We start from the raw sequence: 25,055 nt of genomic DNA, 5'->3' as shown, positions 1-25,055 counted from the left end.
GCCACGTTAACCACCCGCCGCCGTACGCGCCAACGGTTTTGAATCACTAAAGCCGCGGGAATACGTGCGGCCCGGATTCGGTGGTCTCGACCACGAGAGAGGCCGGGCCGACGATCAGTGGATCGGGGCTGCCGACCACCTCCTCGTCCTTGCCGGTGTAGTCGAAGCGGTTGAGGACGTGGCGCATCGCCTCCAGGCGGGCGCGTTTCTTGTCGTTGCTCTTGACCACGGTCCAGGGTGCGTCGGCGGTGTCGGTGTAGAAGAACATCGCCTCCTTGGCCTCGGTGTAGTCGTCCCACTTGTCCAGGGACTGGAGGTCCATGGGGGAGAGCTTCCACTGCCGGACCGGGTCGACCTGGCGGATCGCGAAGCGGGTGTGTTGTTCCTGCTGGGTGACCGAGAACCAGAACTTGACCAGGTTGATGCCGGAGAGCGTGAGCATGCGCTCCAGCTCCGGGGTCTGCCGGAGGAACTCCAGGTACTCCTGGCGGGTGCAGAAGCCCATCACGCGCTCGACGCCGGCCCGGTTGTACCAGGACCGGTCGAACAGCACGATCTCACCGGCCGACGGCAGGTGCTTGATGTAGCGCTGGTAGTACCACTGGGTGCTCTCCCGCTGGTTCGGCTTCTCCAGCGCGACCACGGAGGCGCCTCGGGGGTTGAGGTGCTCCATGAAGCGCTTGATCGTGCCGCCCTTGCCGGCCGCGTCCCGCCCCTCGAAGAGGATCACCAGGCGTTCGCCGGTGTCCTTGCACCAGTTCTGCAGTTTCAGCAGCTCGATCTGGAGCAGCCGTTTGTGGTGGTCGTACTGCTGGCGGGAGAGCCGTTCGCCGTACGGATAGTCCTCCCGCCACGTGTCCACCGGGCTGCCGTCGGCTTTCAGCAGCCGCGGATCGTCGTCCTCGTCATCCACCACCCGATACCCGGTCAGTTCGGCGATCGGCCCCGCATAGGGGTGCGTTGCCGCCTCTTCGAACCCTTCGAACCGCTCGATCTCAGTGCTCATGTCTCACGCCTTCACCAGCCAACGACGGACCTTCTTGCGCCGCGACGCCCGCACCAGCGCGGGGACAGCGATGAGCGTCTCCTTACCCACCGCTTCCTGTCGACCGTAGAGAACGCCGAAGTGGAAACTGTCCGGCCCGATTTCACGCAGTGTTTCCCTGGCGATGCTCGAGTCCTGGTGTGCGCCGAGCCCGTCCTGCAGGTCGGTGAGTGCCTTCACCAGTCGCTTGCCGGTCTTCCCGGCCTCCGGAGCGACCACCTCGACCGCGTACCGCGCCTGCTTGTACTTCTTGCGGGCGTCGTGGATCTCCTCGTCGACGCCGTCGGCCAGCGCCGTGTCCAGCCGGTCGTCGGCCTTGCCGAGCACCTTGCGGGCGCGTTCGGCCGGGTCGCCGGCGTCCGGGAGCGGCCGGTCGACCAGCGCGTCGATCCGGTCCAGCAGGTCGAGGTAGCGGTCCGAGGCGAGGGCGGCCTCCAGCTCCTGGCGGCCCTTGGCCACGCGGTGCTCCAGGGCGGTCCGGATCCGCTGGGCCGTGGGGATGAACTCGGGGCCGGACTCCTCGACGCCGGCCAGCAGCTTCACCTCCAGCACCTGCGGGTCGCGGACGCCGCCGAGCACCGCGGCCAGCCAGCGCAGCTCGTCACCGAGCGGGGCGGTCTCCTCTTCCGGGAACCAGCGGCGGAAGCTCTTCAGGGTGCTGCGCAGCCGCCGGGTCGCGACGCGCATCTTGTGCACGGCCTCCTCCTCGCCGCGGCGGGCGGCCGGATCGTGTTCGAGGATGGCGTCGCGCTGCTCACGGGCGTACCGGGAAACGGGGTTGATCTTGATTTTGCCGGGTTTTTCCTGAAGGCGGCCGGCGAGCGCCCGGGCAACCTTGGAGGGGCCCGCGGCGGGTCGTGCGCCGGCCTCGAGCAGCACTTTCTCGACCGCGTCGAGGACCTTCTCGTCGCCGTCGACCAGCTCGACCTCGATCTCCTGCCAGGCGCTGCGCTCGTCACCGGACTCGGCGCGGACCTGGTCCTGCGCGATCAGTGCGAGCGTGCGGCCCTTCTTGTCGCGCAGCGGGGTCTCCACCCGGTGGGTCCGCAACCGGGCCACCGGCTCCAGCGGACGTCGTCGCACGATGGTCCTGACCAGGGCGCGCAGCTCGCCGGGCACCTCGTCGCCGGCGTCCGGCATCCGGTGCTCCTTGCGGCCGTCGCCGTCGGCCGGGGTCTTCAGGTGCCAGCCGGCGTCGTGGCCGCCGGATCGACGCCGAAGTGTCCGACGGTTTTTCATCAACCGCAGGTCGTCGGTGTCGAAGTACGTGGCGTCGAGGTCGTGGGTCTCGGCGCCGTCGACCTGGGCGATGCCCGCGGCAACGGTCAGGTCCGGAAGCTCGAAGGTCTCGGGTACGTCGTACTTGCGTTCGGTCTCGGTCGCGGTCTCCACCCGATCAATGGTGCCCGTCCGAGGCGCTCTGACACAGCGATCCCTCAGGTTGCGCTGTCATCGTGGTGATCCGCCGCAGGTTTAGGAGCTGTTCATGGAGAAGTCGGAACGTCGCCAGGTCTCCCTCGCCGGGCTGAAGCTGATCGGGGCCGGTGCGGTCCTCGGTCTGGCCCTCGTCGCGCCGGGCAGTGCCGCGCAGGCAGCGCCGCCGCGGCCGGACAACACGACGGTCGCCGAGCACGACGTGCCCAACCCCGACCGCTAGGCCGATCCGTTTCTCCCGGCTCCGGCCGCGACTTCCGCTTTGCCGGCTTATTTTCCGGTACGTCGTTTGCGGCGCTCAGGCGCGGCTGCGTAAATACAACGCCCGTGAATAGTTCGCCGCTGCCGCGCCGTAATACATGCTCGCCAGCGAGACGTAGAAGTTGTTGTTCGTGATCGCGTTCTTCGCGGTCGTCGTCGCCGACCACCGGATCTCCGCGTCGGTCTGGCTGATGCCCCGGCGCTCGCAACGCAACCGGTTCATCTCCTTGCCGGTCTTCCAGAGCTCGAGCGCGTTCTCGGCCTCCCGCATCATGGCCCGAGCCTGCTCCATCATGGCCTCGGCGGCCGCCCAGGCCTCGTACTCGTCGGGGTTGCGGAAGCGCTCGGAACCGTCGCGATAACCGGAATACCGCGCCTCATTGGTAGAACTCGGTGACATGATCCACCTCCCGCTTTGTCGCACTTTCGAGTGTGGGCAGGATTTCGGGACATGTCGATTTTTTACGCCCGTCAGCGTGAATGCCGCGATCTGCACTTGCGGTTTACCGCAAAACACCGCCCTTCGGGCACGGCTTCCACCTGCCTCAACGCCTCGCAGTGCGATCGGGTGGCCCCACCTGGGAAACCGGGCGGATGGGAGGCGCGATTCGCCACGTCCGAGGCCGCCAAGGGCTGGGAGCACCTGTGTCAGACGGCCCGGTCGAACACCTGGGAGGCGTGGATCGTTCTCACCGAACGACCTACCGCGCCGACAAATCCGGCGCGGCAGCATCGCCTCTACGGTCCCTTGGCGCATCGCGAGGTCGGCGGCAAACGTCTCGACCAATGGCAGTACGAGGTGACGGCCGGCGGCCGAATCTGGTACTGCCCAGATGCAGACCGCCGGATCGTCTGGATCGTCGCAGCCGGTCCATCACATCCGAAGCTGACCGAGTGATCAGTCGGTGGTCTTGGCGACGCCGGTCGGGCAGGTGAGGCCGTTGGGGCCGTGGTTGCAGTAGCCGTTGGGGTTCTTGGTGGGGGCCAGGTACTGCTGGTGGTAGTCCTCGGCGAAGTAGTACTGGCCGAGGGGCCGGATCTCGGTGGTGATGTCGCCGAGCCGGGCCTTGGTGACCACCGGCTGGAAGGCGGCCCGGGATGCCTGCGCGATCGAGGCCTGGGCCTCGGTGGTGGTGTAGATCGCGGAGCGGTACTGGGTGCCGACGTCGTTGCCCTGGCGCATGCCCTGGGTCGGGTTGTGGTTCTCCCAGAACGCCTTCAGCAGCTGCTCATAGCTGATCTTGGCGGGGTCGTAGACCACCTGCACGACCTCGGTGTGGCCGGTGGTGCCGGAACACACCTCCTCGTACGTCGGGTTGGCGGTGAAACCGCCCGCGTAGCCCGCCGAGGTGGACCAGACGCCCGGCAGTCGCCAGAAGATGCGCTCGGCGCCCCAGAAACAGCCCATCCCGAAGACGGCGACCTCGAACCCGGCCGGCCACGGACCCTCCAGCGGGTTGCCGAGCACCTCGTGGCGGTCGGCGACGGGCATCGAGATCAGCCGGCCCGGCAGGGCGGTGTCGGCGGTGGGCAGGTCAAGCTTCTTGTGCCGCAGGAACACGGTCACTCCCTTCGTCCAGTGTCTGTAACACCGGGAGGGAGCTATTCCTTACCGAGGGCGGCGGCGATGGCAGCGGCGGTCTCGGCGGCCTCGTCGTCGCTCTCGTACTTGCGGCGGGGCCAGAAGAATCCGCGCAGGCCGTCGCCCTTGGTGCGGGGGACGACGTGGGTGTGCAGGTGCGGGACGGACTGGGAGACGAGGTTGTTCATCGCCACGAAGGTGCCGGTCGCGTTCAAGGCGACGGGGACGGCCGCCGCGACCTGCTGAACAAGTCCGAAATATCCAGGCAGAAGGTCGGTCGGCAGCTCGGTGAGCTGGACGATGTGCGGGCGCGGGACGACCAGGACGTGGCCTTTGAACACCGGCCGGGTGTCGAGGAAGGCCAGGCCGTCCGGCGAATCGGCGACGACGAACGCCGGGACGGTTCCCGCCACGATCCCACAGAACACGCAGTCGGCCACAGGGTGAGACTAGCCTTGCGCTACATGACGACCGATGACTACGGGTTCGACACCCTCGCGATCCATGCGGGTCAGGACCCGGACCCCCGCACCGGCGCGGTGGTTCCGCCCATCTACCAGACGAGTACGTACGCGCAGGACGCGGTCGGCGCCCCGCGGCTCGGCTACGAGTACAGCCGATCCGGCAACCCGACCCGGGATGCCCTGCAGGAGTGCCTCGCGGCGATCGAGGGCGGCCGTCGCGGCCTGGCCTTCGCGAGTGGTCTCGCCGCCGAGGACACGTTGCTGCGTGCGGTCTGCCGGCCGGGCGACCACGTGGTCATCCCCAACGATGCGTACGGCGGCACGTACCGCCTGTTCTCGAAGGTCGCCGAGCGCTGGGGCCTGGACTGGACCGCGGCCCCGCTGGACGACCTGGACGCCGTCCGGGCCGCGTTCCGCCCCGGCCACACCCGGCTGATCTGGGCCGAGACGCCGACGAACCCGCTGCTCAACATTGCCGACATCACGGCGCTGGCCGGGCTGGCGCACGAGTTCGACGCGCTGCTCGCGGTCGACAACACGTTCGCCTCGCCGTACCTTCAGCAGCCTTTGGCTCTCGGTGCCGACGTGGTGATCCATTCGACGACCAAGTACCTGGGCGGGCACTCCGACGTCGTGGGTGGCGGTCTCGTGGTGGCCGACGCCGGCCTGGGGGACGAGCTCGCGTTCCACCAGAACGCGATGGGCGCGGTCAACGGCCCCTTCGACGCGTGGCTGACCCTGCGGGGGATCAAGACCTTGGGCGTACGGATGGACCGGCACTGTGACAACGCCGAGCGCATCGTCGGGTACCTGAGCGAGCACAAGAAGGTCGCGAGCGTCCTCTACCCGGGCCTGGACACGCACCCCGGCCACGAGACCGCGGCCAAGCAGATGAGCCGGTTCGGTGGCATGGTGTCGTTCCGGGCGGCCGGCGGAGCCGAGCAGGCGATCGAGATCTGCAACCGGGCGAAGCTGTTCGTGCTGGCCGAGTCGCTGGGCGGAGTCGAATCGCTGATCGAGCACCCGGGGCAGATGACACATCTGTCGGCTGCGGGCTCAGCGCTTGAAGTTCCCGCCGATCTCGTGCGACTGTCTGTCGGCATCGAAACCGTTGACGATCTGCTCGCTGACCTCGAGCAGGCGCTGGGCTAGGCATTTCACAAGCGGGAGACTTTGCGAGATGGAACCGACGACCTGGGTGGGCGCCACCGCGAAGCAGATCGCCCGTGCGGTGCGGCGCGGGGATACGAACGCCACCCAGGTCGTCGCCGACCACCTGGAGCAGATCGGCATCTCCGACCCGGCGCTGGGCGCGTTCCGGGTGGTCCGCGGCGGTGAGGCGATCACCGAGGCGGAAAAGGTCGACGACCAGGAGGACCTGGCCAACCTGCCGCTGGCCGGCGTGCCGGTGGCGGTCAAGGAGAACACCGCGGTCGCCGGCCTGCCCACCTGGCACGGCTCGGCGGCGGCCCGCACCGACGAGGTGGCCGAGGTGGACCACGAGGTGGTCCGCCGGCTGCGCGGGGCGGGCGCGGTGGTCGTCGGCGTCACCAAGATGCCGGAGATGGGTCTCTGGGCGACCACCGACGACGAGGACGGGCCGGCCCGCAACCCGTGGGATCTGGACCGTACGCCCGGCGGCTCCTCCGGTGGTTCGGCCGCCGCGGTGGCGGCCGGGCTGGTCCCGATCGCGCAGGGCAACGACGGGCTGGGCTCGATCCGGATCCCGGCCGCCTGCTGCGGGCTGGTCGGGCTCAAGCCGGGCCGTGGTGTGGTGCCGGTCGACTTCGGCGACAAGGACTGGTTCGGCCTGGTCGAGAACGGGGTGCTGACCACCACGGTGGCCGACGCCGCGCTCGGCTTCAGCGTGCTGGCCGGTCAGGCGCCGGTGAAGCTGGTCGAGCCGTCGAAGCTGCGGGTCGGTGTGTCGTTGCGCTCGCCGGTGGCCGGGGTCAAGCCCGACGAGGCGAACGTGTCGGCCGTCGCCAAGGCCTCCAAACTGCTGGTCGACGCCGGGCACGACACCGTCGGGGCGGACCCGAAGTACCCGACCGGAGTCGCGCTCGGTGTGCTCGCGACGTGGTTCGCCGGGGCGTACAAGAATTCTGAAGGTCTTGATCTTCGCTCTTTGCAGCCGCGCACCCAGCGGCACATTCAGCTCGGCCGGGCGGTCACCCGGGCCGGCCTGGTGCGGGCGTCGCAGCGGGCGGCCTGGCGGGAGCGGTCGATCCGGTTCTTCGCCGACCGCGGCGTGGACGTGCTGCTGACCCCGGCGCTGGCCACCGCGCCGCCCGAGGCGCTCTCCTTCTCCTCGCTCTCGTGGGCGCAGAACATGCAGGCCAACGCCCGGTACGCGCCGTACCAGGCGCCGTGGAACTTCGCCGGCCTGCCGGCGATCGTGGTGCCGGTCGGTTTCCGGCCGGACGGTCTGCCGCTCGCCGTGCAGCTGGTCGGGCCGCCCGACTCGGAGCTGCTGCTGCTCTCCCTGGCCGGCCAGTTCGAGCTGCAGAACCCCTGGCAGCGGCACGCCCTGGTGTAACGCTCCGGGTTGGTTCCCCGGGGTCCTTCCGGAGGACTGAGGCACCCCGGAGAACCAGCCGGGAAGCCGCCGCCGGGCGGGTGGCACGATGGGCGCCATGACGGACCTGCTCTCCCTGGCCGACGTCGAAGCGGCCCGGGAAAATCTCGGTGCGGTCGTGAAGACCACGCCGCTGGTCACCTCCCGGCCGCTCAGCGAGATCACCGGGGTGCCGGTCTGGCTCAAGTGCGAGAACCAGCAGCGCGCCGGGTCGTACAAGGTGCGCGGCGCCTACACCCGGATCTCCCGCCTCTCCGAGGCCGACCGCGCCCGCGGCGTGGTCGCGGCCAGCGCCGGCAACCACGCGCAGGGCGTGGCGCTCGCGGCCGGGCTGCTCGGCATCCAGGCCACCGTCTTCATGCCCGAGGGCGCGCCGCTGCCCAAGGTCACCGCGACCAAGGGGTACGGCGCCGCGGTGGAGTACGCGGGGACGAGCGTCGACGACGCGCTGGAGGCGGCCAACGAGTTCGCCCGGCGCACCGGGGCGGTGCTGATCCACCCGTTCGACCACCCGGACGTGATCGCCGGCCAGGGCACGCTGGCGCTGGAGATCCTGGAGCAGTGCCCGGAGGCGGGCACGATCGTCACCGCGGTCGGCGGTGGCGGGCTGATCTCCGGTCTGGCCGTCGCGGCCAAGGCGCTCCGGCCCGACCTGCGGATCGTCGGCGTGCAGGCGGCCGGGGCGGCCGCGTTCCCGCCCTCGCTGGCCGCCGGCGCCCCGCGCAAGCTGGACTCGGTCGCCACGATCGCCGACGGCATCGCCGTGATGCGGCCCGGTGACCTGACCTTCGCCCACGTCGCGAAGCTGGTCGACGAGGTCGTCACGGTCACCGACGAGGATCTGTCGGCGGCCCTGCTGGTGCTGCTGGAACGCCACAAGATGGTGGTCGAGCCGGCCGGTGCGGCCGGGGTGGCCGCCCTGCTCACCGGCGCCTACGTGCCGCCGCGGGACGGCGGCCCGGTGGTGGCGATCCTGTCCGGCGGCAACATCGACCCGATGCTGCTGCTGCGGGTGATCGAACACGGTCTCGCCTCGGCCGGCCGGTTCCTGCGCCTGGCCGTGCGCTGCCCGGACCGGCCCGGCCAGTTGGCCCGGCTGCTCAGCCAGATCGCCGAGCAGCGGGCCAACGTGGTCGACGTCGAGCACACCCGGCAGAGCCCGCGGCTCAGCTTCGGCGAGGCCGAGGTGGCGCTCTCGGTCGAGACGCGCGGCCCGGCCCACTCGGCGGCCCTGATCAGCGCCCTGCGCGAGGCCGGCTATCGGGTCTCGTTGCTGGCCGACGCCACCCCGTGACGGGGTGGCGCCGATCGATGCGCTCGGGCATGATCACCGCTCGTGTCAACGGGAGAGAGCTGCCCGAAGTGTGCGGCGGCGACGATCAGCAAGCGTTCGGCCGAGCCGTGGTGCCCGGCCTGTGAGTGGAATCTGGACCACTTCGAGAAGGAGCGGCGGCCGGAGTTCGGCTGGCGCTGGGTGGACCGGCGGCTGTTCCGGACCGCGTACTGGCTGACCGAGCGCCAGTACACCGAGCTGCGCGACGCGCCGTCGCCGGCCCGGGCGGCGAGGTCGGCCCGGATCGCCACCATCGCCCTCTCGGTGGTGCTGCTGGCGATGGTGGCGGCAATCCTGGTGGCCGGGGTCTGGCTGCTCACCTACGAGTTCTTCTCGCCGGTCAACCTGATCGGCGCGCTGCTCATCCTGATCGCCGTGGTGCTGCGGCCCCGGCTGGGCCGGCTCTCGGCGTTCCTCCGCGACGCCGAGGAACTCGACCGGACCACCGCTCCGACGCTGTTCGCGCTGATCGACCAGGTGGCCGCGGCGGCCGGGACCCCGGTACCCGATCGGGTGCTGCTCTCGGCCGAGTTCAACGCCTCGACCAGCATGGTGGGGCTGCGGCGGCAACGGGTGCTGACCCTCGGCGCCCCGCTGTGGACCGCGCTGGACCCGCAGGAACGGGTCGCGCTGCTCGGTCACGAGCTCGGCCACTTCGTGAACGGTGACGTCCGGCGGGGCCTGATCACCCAGGCCGCCGAGAGCACCCTGGGAGCGGTGGCGTACCTGCTGCGGCCGGACCGGCGGCGTACCCGGGCCGACGGCCTGGTCGGCATGATCGCGGAGGTGCTGCTGGATCTGGTCGGCGGGACTCTCGCGCGACTGGTCGGGCTGCTGCATCTGCTGCTGGTCTGGATCAGCCGGCGGGACTCGCAGCGGGCCGAGTACCTGGCCGACGAACTGGCGGCGAAGGTGGGCGGCAGTTCGTCGGCGATCCGGCTGTTCGACGCGTTCCTGCTGCACGACGCGATCGACACGGTCGTGCGGCGGGAGGCCCGGGCGGGCCACGGCGCGGTGGCCTGGCGGGCGGCGGCCGAGCAGTCACGGGCCCGGCTGGAACCTGACGTTTCCGCATTTCGGCAGCTCAGCCGCCGTACGGAAGCATCGCTTTTTGCCTCTCACCCACCGACCGGATTGCGGGCCGGCCTGATCGCGGCCCGGCCGGAACAGCCCGCCGCGGTGGTCCTCACCGACCTGGAACAGGCCCAGATGGACGAAGAGCTCGCCGCGCACTACGAGCGAGTGCGCCGCGAGCTCGCGGCCGCGACCTGGTGAAGCTGTGCGCGAAAGCCCGCCTCGGCACGACCGGCGGCGGGCTTTCCTCGCGGATCAGCCCTCGAAGGCGCCGAACTTGACGACGGTGACCTTGATGTCGGCGCCGCTGGGCGCGGTGTAGGTCACGGTCTGGCCCGGGCGGGAGCCGAGGATGGCCTTGCCGAGCGCGGACTCGGGCGAGTAGACCGTCAGGTCGGTGGTGGACGAGATCTCCCGCGAGCCGAGCAGGAACGTCTCGGTGTCGCTCTGGTCGTCGTCGAAGTAGATCGTCACGACCGAGCCGGGCACCACCGAGTCGGCGGCCTTGACCTCGCCGACCTCGGCGTTGCGGAGGAACTCCTTCAAGTACAGGATCCGGCCCTCCTGGCGGCTTTGCTCCTCGCGAGCCGCGTGGTAGCCACCGTTCTCCCGGAGGTCGCCCTCCTCGCGCCGCGCGTTGATCTCCGCGGCTATGGCCGGGCGGCCCGCGATCAACTCGTCGAGCTCGGCCTGCAGCCGGTCGTGTGCGTCCTGGGAGAGCCAGGTCTTCGGCGCCTCGGAACTGGACACGGTCGATCTCCTTGCTGGAACGGGAACGCGAAAGCTGAACGGGCGGTGCGGGAAATGAGTGCGTCGTGAACGCAGCGAATCACTAACCTTACCAGCGGTACGCATCCGGCCGGATCGGTCGATGTCCCCCGAGTGCGCTCAGCCGGCCGGCCGGCAGGTCATCACGTCGCCCACCGAACCCCGCGCGGTTGTCGGCACGGACTCGGTCACAACGAGTTCGCCGCCGCCCGGTTTCGCGGGCACCTCGATGGTCCTGGTGCCCACCTCGTAGCCCTGGTAGTCACGGGCGCGCAGCACGCACGAGGCGGTCTCGCCCTTCGGCACCCGGACCCGGAACTTGATCACCATCTGGGCGTCGGTCGGCTCGTTCCAGCCGACGATCTCCGGGCTGTAGTCGGTCTGCCCGAACTTCTGGTAGTAGCCCCAGGTCAACGCGAGCGCAACGACCAGGAAGACGGCACCGGCGACATACATCGGCAGCGGACTGCGCCGGCGACCGTCGCGGCGGCGGCCGTACCTACCGGGCGGGAACACCGGGGTTGTGGCGCGCGTCTCGCTCACCTGGGGGCCTCTCGTGCGTTTGTTGTCGGTGGGATCGGCCAGAATGGCAGAGTCCATCTTCGCAGCCGGTCCCGGCCCGCCGACGGCAGGCCTGGTCGAGAGGGTAATCAACGTGGCAGAGCAACTGCGTCTCATGACCGTGCACGCGCACCCGGACGACGAGTCCAGCAAGGGTGCCGCCACGATGGCGAAATATGTCGCCGAGGGCGTCCAGGTGCTCGTCGCGACGTGTACCGGGGGCGAGCGCGGCAGCGTGCTCAACCCCAAACTGAAGGACGATCCCGAGGTCCTGGCCAACATCACCGAGATCCGCCGCAAGGAGATGGACCGGGCCCGCGAGATCCTCGGGGTCGGCCAGGCCTGGCTCGGCTTCGTCGACTCCGGGCTGCCCGAGGGCGACCCGCTGCCCCCGCTGCCGGAGGGCTGCTTCGGCCTGCAGGACCCGCAGGAGGCGGCGAAGCCGCTGATCAAGCTGATCCGCGAGTTCCGCCCGCACGTCATGACCACCTATGACGAGAACGGTGGTTACCCGCACCCCGACCACATCATGTGCCACAAGGTCTCGGTGGTCGCGTTCGAGCAGGCCGGCGACCCGGAGCTCTACCCGGAGCTGGGCGAGCCGTGGCAGCCGTCGAAGCTCTACTACAACTCCGGCTGGACCCGCGCGCGGATGCTCGCCCTGCACGAGGGCATGCTGGCGCAGGGCCTCGAGTCGCCGTACGCGGAGTGGCTGGAGAAGTGGGCCGACCGTGACGACCGCGGTGACAAGATCACTACCCGGGTCGAGTGCGGGGAGTACTTCTCGGTGCGTGACGACGCGCTGCGCGCCCACGCCACCCAGGTCGACCCGGACGGGTTCTGGTTCCACATCCCGCTGGAGATGCAGCAGAAGGTGTGGCCCACCGAGGACTTCGAGCTCGCCCGCTCGCTGGTCGACAGCCCGATCCCGGAGTCGGACCTGTTCGCGGGCATCCGGGAGAAGGTCGACGCCGCCTGAGCAGTAGTCTGGGGGCGTGGACATTACCATCGCGGTCAACAACTTCGGGGACACCCGGGACGGCGGTCTGGCCGGCCCGATGGGCCTGTTCCTGATCGTGCTGATGTGTATTGCGACCGTCGTGTTGATCCGCAACATGAACAAGCGCATTCGTCGGCTTCCCGACAGTTTTGATGACGAGGCCGAGCGCGCACGTGTGGCGGAAATCGCGCGGCTCAATGCCGATCTCGAGCGTTCCGGCGACGATGTAGCGGACGGTGTCGACGCGGGTCGATCGCCCAAGACCGTCGACGCCACGGAAGGCGAGGTGGCGGCCGTGCCGGAGCCGAAACATGAGTCCGCATCGGACTCCGGCCGAACCGCACAGTGATCATGCCGTCGCTCGCCGCGCCCGGGTTCCGGGCCGCGGCGGGTGGCGAGTGTGGTCAGTCGCCGAGCGTCAAGCCCTGTTGCGTTCATCAGGATTGATTTAGCCTTCCGCCGGGGACCACACGGTTCCTGGACCCTGCGCGGAAGGGGGCGCCGAGATGACTGCATTCCGGCGCCGAGTCTCACAGTCCCATCTGCACGTGCATCGTCCCGTGCCGAGCGTCCCCCGACAGTGGATCCGGCCATGACCGTCCCCGGCTGGGCTCAGCGACCGACACGTGTCCTCACCGTCGCCGTGGTCGTCGCCGCTCTCGCGGCCGTGCTCCTGGGGGCGCTCCAACCCGTACATCTGCCGCCCGGCAGCCCGCTGTCGCCGGTCGACGGCGGTCTCGTCGCGGCCGTGCTCGCCGCCATCGCCCAACTGGCCGGCCTACGCTTCCGGCTCGGCCCGGACGCGGTCTCGGTGAGCTGGGCCGAAGCGGCCGTGGTGGTCGGCCTGGTGATCTGCCCGGCCGGCTGGCTGCCCGCCGCCACCCTGGCCGGGATCGGCGCGGCCTGGCTGCTGCTGGCCTGGCTGACCGGGCTGCACAGCGTCGCCGAGGTCGTCCACCTGGTCGCCTCGATGACCCTCGGCGTCGCCGCGGCCACCCTGGTCACGTCGCTGCTGGCCGGCGACGCCGGGGTGCACAGCGGGCGGCTGGCGCTGGCCCTGGCGGCCGGCGCGGCGACCTATCTGCTGGTCACGTTCGGCCTGGTCGTCATCACCCTGATCCTGCAGCGCGACGCGCCACCCGGGCAGGTCGCGGCCAAGGTCCTCTACGCCAAGGCGCCGATGTCCGCGGGCAACGTGATCGTCGGCCTGTGCGCGGTGTTCGCCCTGGTCCGGGAGCCGCTCTGGCTCATCGCGTTCGGCCCGGTGCTGTGGCTGCTGCACCGGACGTACCGGTTCCACCTGCGCGCGGCCGAGCAGCGCCGCATGTGGGAGGCGTTCGCGGCCGCCACCGCACGGCTCCCCGGCGCCACCGAGGCCGACGTGGCCCGGGCCGGCCTGCGCGGCGCGCTCGACGTCTTCGGCGCCCGCCGGGCCGAACTGGAGCTGAGCCCCGAACACGGCAGCCGGCGATACACCCAGGAAGGCCCCGGACCGGACCCGGCCGGCGCGAGCTCCGGCCCGGCGGTCACCCGCAGCATGGCCGTGGCCGGGCGACCGCTCGGCGAACTCACCGTCTGGTTCGGCGAACCCACCCTGCCGGTGCCGCACGACGAGGCGGCCATCACGGCGTACGGGGAAGCACTGGCCGGCGCCCTGCACGAGGCGGCCGTCCACCAGCGGATCGCCGAACTGGACGCCCGAGTCGCACACGACCGGGTGCACGACCCGCTGACCGGGCTGATCAACCGATCCGCCCTGGTCGCCGACGGGGACACCATCCTGCGCTCGGGCGAGCGCGGCCGGCCCGCCGCCCTGCTGCTCCTCGACGTGGTCGACTTCCGGGGCGTCAACAGCACCCTCGGGCACGGTGGTGGCGACGACGTGCTGCGCCTCATCGCCGAACGGCTCACCGGCCAGGCCCGCCCGGGCGAACTGGTCGCGCGGATCGGCGACGACGAGTTCGCGCTGCTGATGCCCGCCCTGACCGCGCTCGCCGACCCGGCCGGCTGGGCCCACGGCGCCCCGCACAGCCTGTCCCAGGCCCTGCGCCGGGCCCGCGAACTGGTGGAGCAGCTGCGTCTCCCGATGCGGGTGGCCGGGGTGCGGCTGGCCGTCGAGGTGACCGTCGGCGCGGTCGTCGCCCCGGCCGGGCACGTCGAGGTCAACGAACTGCTCCGGCGGGCCTCCCTCGCCGCCGGCAAAGCCAAGGAGCAGGGGCTCACCGTCGGGACGTACGACAGCGGCCAGGACGCCAGCAGCACCGACCAGCTCGCGCTGCTGGCCGAACTGCAGGACGCGTTCGCCGCCGACGACCAGATCGTGCTGCACCTGCAGCCGGCCGTCGACCTGATCACCTCCGAACCGACCGGCTGCGAGGCGCTGGTCCGCTGGCGGCACCCGCGGCGCGGGCAACTCTCGCCGGGCGAGTTCCTGCCCGCGGTCGAACGCAGCGAACTGCTCATCCCGTTCACACGCCGGGTCCTCGACCTGGCCCTGGCCGCCGCCGCGGACTGGACGGCGGCCGGAATCGACGTGCCGGTGTCGGTGAACGTCTCCGCCCGCAGCCTGACCGACCCCACCTTCCCGGCGCAGGTCACCGAGGCGCTGCGGCGGCACCGCACCCCGGCCTCCCGCCTGGTCCTGGAGATCACCGAGTCGGTGGCGGTCAGCGAGCGGGACATCGTCGACGAGGTGCTGGCCCGGCTGGAAGCGACCGGGGTGCAGCTGTCGCTGGACGACTTCGGCACCGGCTTCTCGTCACTCTCCTCGGTCACCCGGATCCCGGTCCACGAGATCAAGATCGACCGCTCGTTCGTCGACGAGATGATCGACAAGCCGGCCGCGGGCGCGGTCGTGCGCGGCGCGGTCGAACTCGGCGCACGGCTCGGCGTGCGGGTGGTGGCCGAAGGGATCGAGACCGTCGAACAGCGGGCGGCGTTGATCGCGCTCGGCTGCCCGTCGGCCCAGGGCTACCACTTCTGCAAGCCGATGCCGGCCGACAAGATCGTGCAGGCCCTCCTGCAGCTGCGCCAGTCCTCCTCGGCGACGATCACCCAACTGCGCGCCGACGGCGCTTCCTGACGATCGCGCCGGACCCGCCGTACCCAATCGGGCATTTATCTTGTGAAAAACGACGAAGCGACCCGTTGGTCGCATCCGGGATCGGCCGAACGGGTGTGTCAAACTCGGGTGTTACGGGATCATCGTGACGCCCGATTTCCGAGTTCAGGAGTGGCGGAATGGCCAATCGCCTCGCCGGCGCGACGTCGCCCTACCTTCAGCAGCATCGGGACAATCCGGTGGACTGGTGGGAGTGGTCGGCCGAGGCGTTCGCGGAGGCGCGCCGGCGCGATGTGCCGGTGCTGATCTCGGTCGGCTACGCGGCCTGCCATTGGTGTCATGTGATGGCGCACGAGTCGTTCGAGGACGAGGCGGTTGCCGCGCAGCTCAACGCCGACTTCGTGGCGATCAAGGTGGACCGTGAGGAACGCCCCGACGTCGACGCCGTCTACATGACCGCGACGCAGGCCATGACCGGCCAGGGCGGCTGGCCGATGACCGTTTTTGCCACCCCCGGCGGCGACCCGTTCTACTGCGGGACCTACTTCCCGAAGCAGCAGTTCACCCGCCTGCTGACCTCGGTCACCGCGGCCTGGCGGGATCAGCGCGACGACGTGCTCAAGCAGGGCGCCGCCGTGGTCGAGGCCGTGGGTGGCGCCCAGCTCGTGGGTGGTCCGACCGCGGCCGTGTCGGCCGAGATGCTGGCGGCCGCGGCGCAGGCTTTGATCAAAGAGCACGATGAGACGTACGGCGGATTCGGCGGCGCCCCCAAGTTCCCGCCGCACATGGATCTGCTGTTCCTGCTCCGTCACCACGAGCGAACCGGTTCTGCCGAGGCCCTGGAGCTGGTCCGGCACACCGCCGAGCGGATGGCCCGGGGCGGCATCTACGACCAGCTGGCCGGCGGTTTCGCGCGCTACGCGGTGGACGCGACCTGGACCGTGCCGCACTTCGAGAAGATGCTCTACGACAACGCGTTGCTGCTGCGCGTCTACACGCAGCTGTGGCGGCTCACCGGTGACGTGGTGGCCCGGCGGATCGCCGACGAGACGGCCGCGTTCCTGCTGCGTGACCTGGGCACTCCGGCCGGCGGGCTGGCGTCGGCGCTGGACGCGGACACCGACGGGGTGGAGGGCCTGACCTACGCGTGGACCCCGGCCGACCTTGCCGCGACGCTCGGCGACACCGACGGTGAATGGGCGGCCGACCTGTTCCGGGTCACCGCGGACGGCACGTTCGAGCACGGCCGGAGCGTGCTGGTGCTCGGCCGTGACATCGACGAGGCCGCCCCCGAGCTTGTCGAGCGGTGGCGGGACGTGCGGGCCCGGCTGCTCGCGGCCCGCGCGGAACGTCCGCAGCCGGCCCGGGACGACAAGGTGGTCGCGTCATGGAACGGCCTGGCCGTCACGGCGCTGGCCGAGCACGGCGTGCTGACCGGTTCCGATCAGTCCCGTACGGCCGCGGTCGAGCTGGCCGGGGTGCTCGCCGAGCGCCACCTGGTGGACGGCCGGCTGCGCCGGGTCTCCCGGGACGGCACGGTCGGTGAGCCGGCCGGCGTCCTGGAGGACTACGGCTGCGTCGCCGAGGCGTTCCTGGCCGTGCACCAGATCACCGCCGACCCGCGGTGGCTGCGGTCGGCCGGCGAGTTGCTCGACGTCGCTCTGGCCCGTTTCGGTACGGGCTCGGGCGGCTTCTACGACACCGCCGACGACGCCGAGAAGCTGCTCACCCGCCCGGCCGACCCGACCGACAACGCCACCCCGTCCGGCCTGGCCTCGGTGTGCGCGGCGCTGGTGTCGTACGCGGCCCTGACCGGCGGGACGTCCTACCGCGAGGCGGCCGACGCGGCCCTGGCCACGGTCGGGCCGCTGATCGAGGGGCACCCGCGCTTCGCCGGTTACTCGGCGACGGTGGCCGAGGCGGTCCTGACCGGGCCGTACGAGATCGCCATCGCCACCGACGACCTCGACGATCCGCTGGTCACGGAGGCCTACCGCGAGGCCCCGGGCGGTACGGTGATCGTTGCCGGCGCCCCGGACCTGGCCGGTGTCCCGTTGCTGGCCGGCCGTCCGCTGACCGACGGTCAGCCCACCGCGTACGTCTGCCGCGGTTTCGTCTGCGACCGCCCGGTCACCACCTCGAAGGACCTGATCGCCCGCCTCCGGCAGTCTTGAGGGGATCAGCTCGCCGACGGCAGGTGGTCGTCGGGCGAGGACTGCAACAGCCAGGCGAGAGGCAGCTTGGTCACCGATTCGTAGCCGTCGGTCTCGGTGAGGCGGTAGAGCGTCACCGTGTTCGCCGCGTCGCGATCCACCACCCAGTACCGGGGGATACCGGCCCGCGCGTATTCCTTGACCTTGAGATCGCGATCCATGCTCCTGGAGCTGGGCGAGACGATCTCGACCGCCAGCAGCAGGTCGGCGATGGCCGGCCAGACGCCCTGCGGACGCTTGGACCAGAGCGTCAGATCGGGAATGCGGCCGCCATCTCCGTCCGGCAGCGAAATGCGGATGCCCACGGCCTGCAAAATCTGCCGGGGCGGCCGTCCACTGGCAAGAAGCCAGGCGAAGAGATCGCTCGCGATGCCGGCGTGCTCAGTGTCAGGCAGCGGCGTGATGGTGACTGCTCCCTCGGGGCTCAGTTCGAACCGGTGACCGTATCCGTCAGTTTCGATCATGTCGGTGATGTGATCGAGCGTGACGACAGGTGGCAGGGACTTGGCGAATGCCTCTGCGCTCATGGGCCCACGGTAGTGGCCATCGCGCTGGACCAGGTCGGTCAACTTGTGCGATTGGTGACGGCCTATTGCCGTACCGGAGAAGTGGGGTTGATTTCCGGAAGGGGAAAAGGCGTGGCTAGGCTGGGCGGGCGATGGATACCCGAACCGGTCTGCCCGTAGTCGGCATGGTGGGCGGCGGCCAGCTGGCCCGGATGACCCACCAAGCCGCGATCTCCCTCGGCCAGTCACTGCGCGTGCTCAGTGAGAAGCCTGACGACTCCGCGGCGCTGGTCGCCGCCGATGTGCCGATCGGGTCGCACACCGATCTTTCCGCGTTGCGGGAGTTCGCGAAGGGGTGCGACGCCGTCACCTTCGATCACGAGCAGGTGCCGACCGAGCACATCGAGGCGCTCGAAGCCGAGGGTGTGAAGATTTTCCCGGGGTCCAAGGCGCTGGTCTTCGCGCAGGACAAGGGCATGATGCGGGAGCGGCTGGCCGAGCTCGGCGCGCCGGTGCCGCGGTGGGCCCGGGTCGGTTCGGCCGACGAGATCGAGGCGTTCGCGGGCGGCTCCTGGCCGGTGGTGGCCAAGGCGACCCGCGGGGGTTATGACGGCCGCGGTGTCTGGATGGTCGGTTCCCGCGAGGCGGCCGAGGATCTGGTCTCGACCGGGATCCCGCTGATCGTCGAGGAGAAGGTGCCGCTGCGGCGCGAGCTCGCGGCGCTTGTCGCGCGGTCGCCGTTCGGCCAGGTCGCGGCCTACCCGGTGGTCGAGACCGTGCAGCGGGACGGCATCTGCGTCGAGGTGATCGCCCCGGCTCAGGATCTGCCCGACGAGGTCGCGCTGCACGCGCAGCAGCTCGCCATCGACCTGGCCACCGAGCTGGGTGTGGTCGGCCTGCTGGCGGTCGAGCTGTTCGAGACCGCCGACGGCATCGTGGTGAACGAGCTGGCCATGCGCCCGCACAACTCCGGCCACTGGACGATCGAGGGCGCGCGGACGTCGCAGTTCGAGCAGCATCTGCGCGCGGTTCTGGACTATCCGATGGGTTCCACCGCGCTGGCCGCGCCGGTCGTCGTGATGGCCAACGTGCTCGGTGGCGAGCCGGGCGGGATCTCCATCGACGAGCGGCTGCACCACCTGTTCGCCGAGGTGCCGGACGCGCGCGTGCACCTCTACGGCAAGCAGGTCCGGCCCGGCCGCAAGATCGGGCACGTGACCGTGCTGGGCGACTCGTTGGACGAGGTGCGGGCCCGGGCGGCCCGCGCCGCGAAATGGCTTCAGGAAGGCAACTGATGGCACCCGTCGTCGGCATCATCATGGGCAGTGATTCGGACTGGCCGACCATGGAGGCGGCCGCCGTCGCCCTGGCCGAGTTCGAGGTGCCGTTCGAGGTCGGCGTGGTTTCCGCGCACCGGACCGTTCGCAAGATGGTCGACTACGCGGAGTCCGCGGCCGACCGCGGCGTCAAGGTGATCATCGCGGGGGCCGGCGGTGCGGCTCACCTGCCGGGCATGGTCGCGGCGCTCACCCCGCTGCCCGTGGTCGGCGTCCCGGTGCCGCTCAAGCACCTGGACGGCATGGATTCGCTGCTCTCCATCGTGCAGATGCCGGCCGGCGTCCCGGTCGCCACCGTGTCGATCGGCGGCGCGCGCAACGCGGGCCTGCTCGCGGTCCGCATCCTCGGCGCGTCCGACCCGGCGATTCGCCAGAAGATGTCGGATTTTCAGGCGGGCCTGGAGAAGCTCGTCGCCGAGAAGGACGCCGCGCTCCGCGAAAAACTTCTGGGCTGATCCCTTCGCCGCCGGCTCCGCTTCCCTCCGGCGTCAATTCCCGATTGTGTACGTCGTGAGCCCGGTCCCCTGGCCCGCCCTCGCGACCCCCAGCTCACCCCGGCGCCGCCGGCCAGCCCAGCTGGCCCTCACGGTCGTCCCGAGCCGTCTGAGCAGCCGTGAGCACCAGCTGCCGGCTCGCGGCTGGTGCTGGTGGTCGTCCCGGGCTATCTGGGGAGCCGTGAGCACCAGCTGCCGGTTCGCGGCTGGTGCTGGTGGTCGTCCCGGGCTGTCTGAGCAGCCGTGAGTGCCAGCTGACGGCTCGCGGCTGGTGCTGGTGGTTGTCCTGAGCCGTCTGAGCAGCCGTGAGTGCCAGCCGAGGTGGGGCGGGGTGCGGGGTGGCCCGGTGCCGGGGCGGCCTCGCGAGGGGGACGCCACGGGACCGGGGTTATGGCCGTACGCGCAAATGGGGTTGATCTATCGCATTTGGGAGACCCGGTTGCGCAGGTCCTGAGTGCGGCGGCGGCTCTCGCTGGTGGCGCCCAGGAAGATCAGGACGACGCCGACCGGGACCAGCATCAGCCAGGGGCCGCCCAGGCTGAAGATGAACTTCAACGCCGCGACGATCGTGGCGACCGTGCCGACCAGCACGGGCGCCTGCTGGCGGGTCCGGGAGCCGATGATCAGCGTGGTGACGCCGCCGAGCAGCAGGAGCACCTCGCGGATGTCCTCGTGGCTGCCACCGCCGATGACCAGTGCGATCGTCGGGATGAAGGCGGCCAGCAGAGCGGGACCGTAGGCGGCCCAGCTGCTCAGGTCGGGGCGGTGGTGCGCCTCGACGATGCCGACGGCGAGCGCCAGGGCGGCGAACGGCAGCGTGTACGCTTCCGGGAGCGCCACCTCGGCGAGTGCGATGAACAGCCACCAGCCGACGATCTCGAAACCGACCGCCAGCCAGAACAGCATGCGCCGCTGGCTGGGCGTGCGGTCCGGGCGGGACGCGGTCAGGCCGAGCACGGCACCCCAGGCGGCGAGCAGCGCGGCCAGGTGCGCGGGCGAGTCGAAGGCCAGCGCCCCGGCGATCGCGGCCGACGCGTAACCACTCCACTCGACGGTGACCGCCTCGGCGCGGAACTGGGCCAGGCCGAGCCGGGGGAGCAGCGACTCCAGGGCGAGCAGCCCGGCGCCGACGGCGAGCACGCCGAACGCCGCCCAGTGCCGGTCCAGCCCGAGCGCGATCGCCCCGGCCAGCACGAACATCTGGCCCATGAGCGCCGCGAACAGCCAGCCGAGCAGGCGGGCGGTCGACGAGCGCCCGGCGATCGCGGCGACCAGGCCGACGCCGACCGCGGCGCCCAGCGTGAACAGCGTCAGGTCGGAGCGGGCCAGGCTGCCGGACAGGCCGGCGCCACCGGCCAGCAGACCGATGACGAAGACGACGGTCCGGGTGCCGCGCAGCATCGGCGACCGGCTGGTGACCGGGGGCAGGGTGAGCGCCAGCCCCAGCATCGAGATGGTGAACACGGCCAGCGCCGCCCCGGTCGCCGCCGGGAACCCGGCGTGCAGCGCGATCGGGGTGATCAGCAGGGTGAGGGCCACCCCGGGCAGGATCACCGGCACGGTCTCGGCCGCCCGCCCGCCGAACCCGAGCGCGGCCAGCGCGGCCGCCCCGGTGAGCAGGACCGCGGCCAGCGCACTGGTCGCGTCGACGGTCCCGGCGTCCGGGGTGAGCAGGGCCGGCACCGGGCCGTCCCAGACCGAGCCGAGCTGCTTGAGCGGGTCGAACAGCGCCGCGCGCAGGGCCGGGGCCAGCGAGAACAGCGCCAGCAGGGTGGGCAGCAGGGCGAGCATCACGGCGCCGGTGGCCGGATCGCTGCGCCAACGCTGGAACAGGCTGCCCCGGCGCAGGCGGCGGGACCGCTGGTAGCGGATGTCACCGGCCGGGAACTCGTCGACCACATCCGGGTCGAGCGGGGCCGGGACCGCGCCGCGCAGCATCTCGGCGAGCACCCCGAGCAGGGCGGCGGCCGCGGCGTAGAGCGCCGTCGGGTAGTCCGTCGGCACCGACACCAGCGCGGTCACGGTCGCGCCGAGCACCAGGCCGATCGTCGCCCACGGCAGGTACTGCGGGACGTGCCGGCCCAGCAGGGCCAGCAGCGCCAGCCCGAGGCTGGAACCGGCCAGCGCGGCGGTCAGCACGACCTGGGCACTGTTGCCCTGGTCGGCCGCGAACGAGGCGAACGCACCGGGCAGGGCGAGCAGGACGGCACCGGTCGCGGCGCCGCCGATCTGCGCACGATGCGACGGCAGCACCATCGCCCGGCCACGGCCGGTCACCGCCACCAGCGTGCCCAGCAGCACGACGGCGAGCAGCGCCATGCCGGTCGACCACGGCTGGGCCAGGCCGACCACCGCGGCGTGCAGAAGGACCAGGGCGGCGACGGCGGCGCGAGCCCGGGCCGCCTGCGGCTCGTTCGTGGCGAGACTGCCCAGCGCGTACGCGGTGGCGACGGCGGCCCCGATCAGCAGGGGCGACCACCAGGGCAGCCCGAGCGCCCACGGCGCGCCCATCGTGGCCAGCGCCGCACACACCCCGGAGGCGTAGTGCGACCACGGCTTGGGCAGCGCGATGGCGGCCGTGATGGCCACCAGCACCAGGGCGAACGGGGCCTGCCAGGCGCCGGCCGGCGGGTTGGTGGTGAAGTGCTCGACGTCGGCCGCCCAGAGCGGGCCGGGCGCCGACAGGATCCGCAGGCTGCCGTTGACCGCCTGGACGCCGGCCAGCCCGGCGACCACCAGCGCGGCGATGCCCAGGCCCCGGGACGGTCCGCGCTTCCAGTCCTCCATCAGCACGGTGACACCCATGCCGACAAGCAGGATCACGACACCGGCGACGGCCAGCGGAGCGGTCGGGAAAGCCAGCGCGGCGACCCGGGCCAGTGCCCCGCAGATCGCCACCGTGGCGGCCGCGGCGGCCCAGTCCGGCCCGTCCATCATCCGGTCGGTGCGGCCCCGGTTGTCGATCGACTTGGCGAAGAACAGCAGCAGCGCGGCGGCCAGCAGCAGCGCGCCGACCGCGACGTCGGCCGGCGCCCGGCCGGGCGCGAGGATGGCGGCGGCGGCCAGCGCGACCGCACCCAGGCCGGTGCCGGCGGTCAGCGGGAAGCTGATTTCCCGGCGGGCCACCTGGAACACCGCCGCGTAGCTGAGCGTGCCGGCCACCGCGAGGAAACCGGCGGCGAGCGCCGGGACGGTCGCCGCGGCGGTCGGCGGCGGGCCCTGCCCGGTGTCGGAGATGGCCAGGGCGGCGGTCACCGCGGCCCCCGGGATGGCCAGTGCGGCCGCCCCCGACGCCCAGTCGCCGATCACCCAGGCGAACAGCCGGACCGGGATCTGCCGGGCCGCGATCGTCACCATCACCCCGGCGCCGGCCAGCGCGGTCAGCACCGCGGCGGTCAGCCAGGTCGCGGAGAGCGCGGCCCCGGCCCCGAACAGGCCGACCAGCCCGGCCGCGGCGACGTGCGTGAACGCGACCCGACGGGTCGACGACCAGAGGCCGCCGGCACCGATCGCGATCGCCGCCAGCACCAGCGGCCAGGGCGCCTCGGACCAGTTCAGCCCGAGCGAGGCGGGCACGGCCAGGGCGGTCATGGCGACGCCGATCACCGCGCCCTCGTGCCGGATCTCGGCCGGCAGGGCGAGCGCGGCCGCGATGGTCACCAGCAGCGCGGCGAAGACGAGCAGCCAGCCCGACGGGCCGACCGCGTCGGACAGCGTACGGGCGTAGTCGGCGGTGTCGGCGTGCCAGATCGGGCGGGCCGCGGCCACCGGGGCGATCGCGGCGCGGATCGCGTCGATGGCCACGAACAGGCCGATCAGTCCCAGAGCGCCGGTCGCCGCCCACTGCGGGCCGGTGCGGACCGGCGCGGGCAGCAGGCCGACCACGGCCCCGGCCAGTGCCACCGTGGCGGCGGCGATCACCAGGGTCCAGCGCGGGTCGACCACGGCGGCCAGCCGGGCGGCGGTGCCGATCACCGCGAGCGTGAGCACGCCACCGGCGATGTGCCGGGCCAGCGGCTGATCCAGCAGCTTGGCCGCGGCGACCCCGGTGAGCGCGGCGGCGACCAGGATCAGGCCGGAGCGGAACGCGTTCGAGAAGACCTGGGCCTGCAGCAGCGCGACCGAGGAGTAGAGCAGCGCGCCCGCGCACGCGACGCAGAGCAGCGCGAACGTCAGCTCGCGCAACCAGTCGGCCGATTGCGGCTCGGCCGGGTCGGCGAGCGGGCCGGAACCGGCCGGCGGCGCGCCCTCGGGCCGCGGGCCGGGGAAGATCCGGGTCGGGATCCAGCGGCGGCGCTTGGGCCGGAGACCGGGAATGATCAGATCCGGCTCTTCCGGCTGGGACTCCGGCCGGGGATCGGGCTCGGCCTCCATCTCCCGCTCGGCCTCGTTGACCCGGTCGGCCTCGGTGGGCCGGCCCAGCGGCCAGCGCGGCACCAGCCGCCCCCGCTTGATCACCCGGGTGAGCAGCAGCAGGTCGAGCACGGCGACCGCGGTCAGGGCCAGACCCCAGCCGGCCGGGCTCTGGATCCAGGGGTACGCCAGCAGGGGCGCGACCGGCTGGGTGGCGATCACCGTGGCATAGCGCGGGATGGCCAGCTTGGTCGCGCCGGCATACACGAAACTGGCGACCGCGGTGATCCCGAACGTGATGCCCAGGTAGAGCGGGGTCGCGACGTCCGGGCCGCCGCCCAGCGGGCTGCCGTGCAGCGTGTACAGCGTCATCGGCAGCAGGATCAGGCCGACCGCTGCGATCGTCTCGGCGGTCGAGGTCAGCGTGCGCCGGGCCACGCCGGGCGCGACGCTCAGCGCGATCGCGGTGAACAGGGCCAGGATGACCGCGCGGGCCACCGGGTTGGAGAAGGCCACCCCGGCGAAGACCACGGCCGCGATGCCGATCAGCAGCGCGCCGAGGCCGAGCAGGATGTTCTGCACCGACTGGGTGGAAGCTTCCGGCCCGTGCTCCAGCGGGGCCATCGGCCGGCGGGAGGGGCGGCGGCCGGCGCCGGGTTCGGGGCCGTCGTCGGTGGGGCGGCGGGGCGCGCTGCGCGGCGGCTGGGGCGGCGGCTCCTCGTCCGGCCCGTCCGGGCGGGCGCCCGGAGGCGGCGGGGGCGGGAACTCCTCGGCCGGGCGGCGCGCACCGGCGGCCACGCGGCGTGACTTTCCGGCCTTCTGCTTCTGCGCGTGGGCCAGGATGTCCTTCTGGAACTGGGCCGCCTGAATCTTGCTGGCGATCTTGGTGCGGGTGGAGGCGGCCTCCATGTCCTGCTGTTTGAGCGCCGCAATCGAGGCGTCGATCCGAGACAGCTGCTCGCCGTAGTCAGGCTCCTCAGCCTTCGCCACC

The 25,055-nt window shown here is 71.6% G+C and carries 21 protein-coding genes; 12 read left to right on the top strand and 9 right to left on the bottom strand.

Going from position 1 to position 25,055, the window contains the following annotated elements; all coding sequences use genetic code 11:
* Nucleotides 1-46 precede the first annotated feature (46 nt).
* Nucleotides 47-1,006, bottom strand: a complete 960-nt coding sequence (gene ppk2 / locus ACSHV8_RS37175) for a polyphosphate kinase 2 (RefSeq protein ID WP_436523693.1) — start codon at nucleotides 1,004-1,006, stop codon at nucleotides 47-49.
* 3 nt (nucleotides 1,007-1,009) lie between these two features.
* Nucleotides 1,010-2,437 (bottom strand): CHAD domain-containing protein, encoded by a 1,428-nt coding sequence (locus tag ACSHV8_RS37170; RefSeq protein ID WP_436523691.1) that lies wholly within the window; start codon nucleotides 2,435-2,437, stop codon nucleotides 1,010-1,012.
* Nucleotides 2,438-2,531: 94 nt separating this feature from the next.
* Here ACSHV8_RS37170 and ACSHV8_RS37165 point away from each other — a divergent pair, with 94 nt between their 5' ends.
* Nucleotides 2,532-2,702: a hypothetical protein gene (locus ACSHV8_RS37165; protein WP_436523689.1), complete on the top strand. Its 171-nt coding sequence runs from the start codon at nucleotides 2,532-2,534 to the stop codon at nucleotides 2,700-2,702.
* Nucleotides 2,703-2,777: 75 nt separating this feature from the next.
* Here ACSHV8_RS37165 and ACSHV8_RS37160 read toward each other — a convergent pair whose 3' ends face one another.
* Nucleotides 2,778-3,140 (bottom strand): hypothetical protein, encoded by a 363-nt coding sequence (locus ACSHV8_RS37160; RefSeq protein WP_436523687.1) that lies wholly within the window; start codon nucleotides 3,138-3,140, stop codon nucleotides 2,778-2,780.
* A gap of 51 nt (nucleotides 3,141-3,191) precedes the next feature.
* On the opposite strand from ACSHV8_RS37160, the gene ACSHV8_RS37155 reads away from it, so the two are divergent.
* The gene (locus tag ACSHV8_RS37155; protein WP_436523685.1) at nucleotides 3,192-3,638 is read left to right on the top strand and encodes a hypothetical protein; all 447 of its coding nucleotides are present in this window, start codon (nucleotides 3,192-3,194) and stop codon (nucleotides 3,636-3,638) included.
* Here ACSHV8_RS37155 and msrA read toward each other — a convergent pair whose 3' ends face one another.
* Nucleotides 3,639-4,301, bottom strand: a complete 663-nt coding sequence (msrA, locus tag ACSHV8_RS37150; RefSeq protein WP_436523683.1) for a peptide-methionine (S)-S-oxide reductase MsrA — start codon at nucleotides 4,299-4,301, stop codon at nucleotides 3,639-3,641. It lies immediately after the preceding gene.
* Nucleotides 4,302-4,342: 41 nt separating this feature from the next.
* On the bottom strand, nucleotides 4,343-4,762 hold the full coding sequence (locus ACSHV8_RS37145; RefSeq protein ID WP_436523681.1) for an HIT family protein: 420 nt from the start codon (nucleotides 4,760-4,762) through the stop codon (nucleotides 4,343-4,345).
* Nucleotides 4,763-4,786: 24 nt separating this feature from the next.
* Between ACSHV8_RS37145 and ACSHV8_RS37140 the strand changes: the two genes are divergently transcribed.
* The 4 genes from ACSHV8_RS37140 (at nucleotide 4,787) to ACSHV8_RS37125 (ending at nucleotide 9,972) form a co-directional block, all read left to right on the top strand.
* Complete coding sequence (locus tag ACSHV8_RS37140) at nucleotides 4,787-5,938, top strand: cystathionine gamma-synthase (RefSeq protein WP_436523679.1); 1,152 nt, start codon at nucleotides 4,787-4,789, stop codon at nucleotides 5,936-5,938.
* A 28-nt stretch (nucleotides 5,939-5,966) separates the two neighbouring features.
* Nucleotides 5,967-7,325 carry an amidase gene (locus ACSHV8_RS37135; RefSeq protein WP_436523677.1) on the top strand — a complete coding sequence of 453 codons (1,359 nt, stop codon included), beginning with the start codon at nucleotides 5,967-5,969 and terminating at the stop codon, nucleotides 7,323-7,325.
* Nucleotides 7,326-7,422: 97 nt separating this feature from the next.
* Nucleotides 7,423-8,658, top strand: coding sequence for a threonine ammonia-lyase (gene ilvA / locus ACSHV8_RS37130; RefSeq protein ID WP_436523675.1), 1,236 nt, complete (start codon nucleotides 7,423-7,425; stop codon nucleotides 8,656-8,658).
* Between the two features lie 42 nt (nucleotides 8,659-8,700).
* Nucleotides 8,701-9,972 (top strand): M48 family metalloprotease, encoded by a 1,272-nt coding sequence (locus tag ACSHV8_RS37125; protein WP_436523673.1) that lies wholly within the window; start codon nucleotides 8,701-8,703, stop codon nucleotides 9,970-9,972.
* Nucleotides 9,973-10,026: 54 nt separating this feature from the next.
* Here ACSHV8_RS37125 and greA read toward each other — a convergent pair whose 3' ends face one another.
* The gene (greA, locus tag ACSHV8_RS37120; protein ID WP_436523671.1) at nucleotides 10,027-10,521 is read right to left on the bottom strand and encodes a transcription elongation factor GreA; all 495 of its coding nucleotides are present in this window, start codon (nucleotides 10,519-10,521) and stop codon (nucleotides 10,027-10,029) included.
* A 138-nt stretch (nucleotides 10,522-10,659) separates the two neighbouring features.
* Nucleotides 10,660-11,082, bottom strand: coding sequence for a DUF4307 domain-containing protein (locus tag ACSHV8_RS37115; RefSeq protein ID WP_436523669.1), 423 nt, complete (start codon nucleotides 11,080-11,082; stop codon nucleotides 10,660-10,662).
* A 112-nt stretch (nucleotides 11,083-11,194) separates the two neighbouring features.
* Here ACSHV8_RS37115 and mca point away from each other — a divergent pair, with 112 nt between their 5' ends.
* The 4 genes from mca (at nucleotide 11,195) to ACSHV8_RS37095 (ending at nucleotide 17,335) form a co-directional block, all read left to right on the top strand.
* Nucleotides 11,195-12,079, top strand: coding sequence for a mycothiol conjugate amidase Mca (mca, locus tag ACSHV8_RS37110; RefSeq protein ID WP_436523667.1), 885 nt, complete (start codon nucleotides 11,195-11,197; stop codon nucleotides 12,077-12,079).
* A gap of 16 nt (nucleotides 12,080-12,095) precedes the next feature.
* Entirely contained in the window at nucleotides 12,096-12,449 is a 354-nt protein-coding gene (locus ACSHV8_RS37105) for a hypothetical protein (RefSeq protein ID WP_436523665.1), read from the top strand.
* Nucleotides 12,450-12,692: 243 nt separating this feature from the next.
* The gene (locus ACSHV8_RS37100) at nucleotides 12,693-15,182 is read left to right on the top strand and encodes a putative bifunctional diguanylate cyclase/phosphodiesterase (protein ID WP_436523663.1); all 2,490 of its coding nucleotides are present in this window, start codon (nucleotides 12,693-12,695) and stop codon (nucleotides 15,180-15,182) included.
* A 158-nt stretch (nucleotides 15,183-15,340) separates the two neighbouring features.
* Nucleotides 15,341-17,335, top strand: coding sequence for a thioredoxin domain-containing protein (locus ACSHV8_RS37095; RefSeq protein ID WP_436523661.1), 1,995 nt, complete (start codon nucleotides 15,341-15,343; stop codon nucleotides 17,333-17,335).
* 5 nt (nucleotides 17,336-17,340) lie between these two features.
* On the opposite strand, the gene ACSHV8_RS37090 is transcribed toward ACSHV8_RS37095, so the two are convergent.
* The gene (locus ACSHV8_RS37090; protein ID WP_436523659.1) at nucleotides 17,341-17,901 is read right to left on the bottom strand and encodes a Uma2 family endonuclease; all 561 of its coding nucleotides are present in this window, start codon (nucleotides 17,899-17,901) and stop codon (nucleotides 17,341-17,343) included.
* Between the two features lie 131 nt (nucleotides 17,902-18,032).
* Here ACSHV8_RS37090 and ACSHV8_RS37085 point away from each other — a divergent pair, with 131 nt between their 5' ends.
* Nucleotides 18,033-19,175, top strand: a complete 1,143-nt coding sequence (locus tag ACSHV8_RS37085) for a 5-(carboxyamino)imidazole ribonucleotide synthase (protein WP_436523657.1) — start codon at nucleotides 18,033-18,035, stop codon at nucleotides 19,173-19,175.
* Nucleotides 19,175-19,672, top strand: coding sequence for a 5-(carboxyamino)imidazole ribonucleotide mutase (gene purE, locus ACSHV8_RS37080; protein ID WP_436523655.1), 498 nt, complete (start codon nucleotides 19,175-19,177; stop codon nucleotides 19,670-19,672). Before ACSHV8_RS37085 ends, purE begins: the two co-directional genes overlap by 1 nt.
* 456 nt (nucleotides 19,673-20,128) lie before the next feature.
* Here the strand turns inward: purE and ACSHV8_RS37075 are convergent, their stop codons facing one another.
* On the bottom strand, nucleotides 20,129-25,054 hold the full coding sequence (locus tag ACSHV8_RS37075; protein WP_436523653.1) for an SCO7613 C-terminal domain-containing membrane protein: 4,926 nt from the start codon (nucleotides 25,052-25,054) through the stop codon (nucleotides 20,129-20,131).
* Nucleotide 25,055 lies beyond the last annotated feature (1 nt).

It is taken from the genome of Actinoplanes sp. HUAS TT8 (assembly GCF_051380535.1).
GTDB lineage: Bacteria > Actinomycetota > Actinomycetes > Mycobacteriales > Micromonosporaceae > Actinoplanes.
The sequence above is the reverse complement of the archived record's forward strand: the minus strand, read 5'-3'. Positions and strand labels throughout refer to the sequence as shown.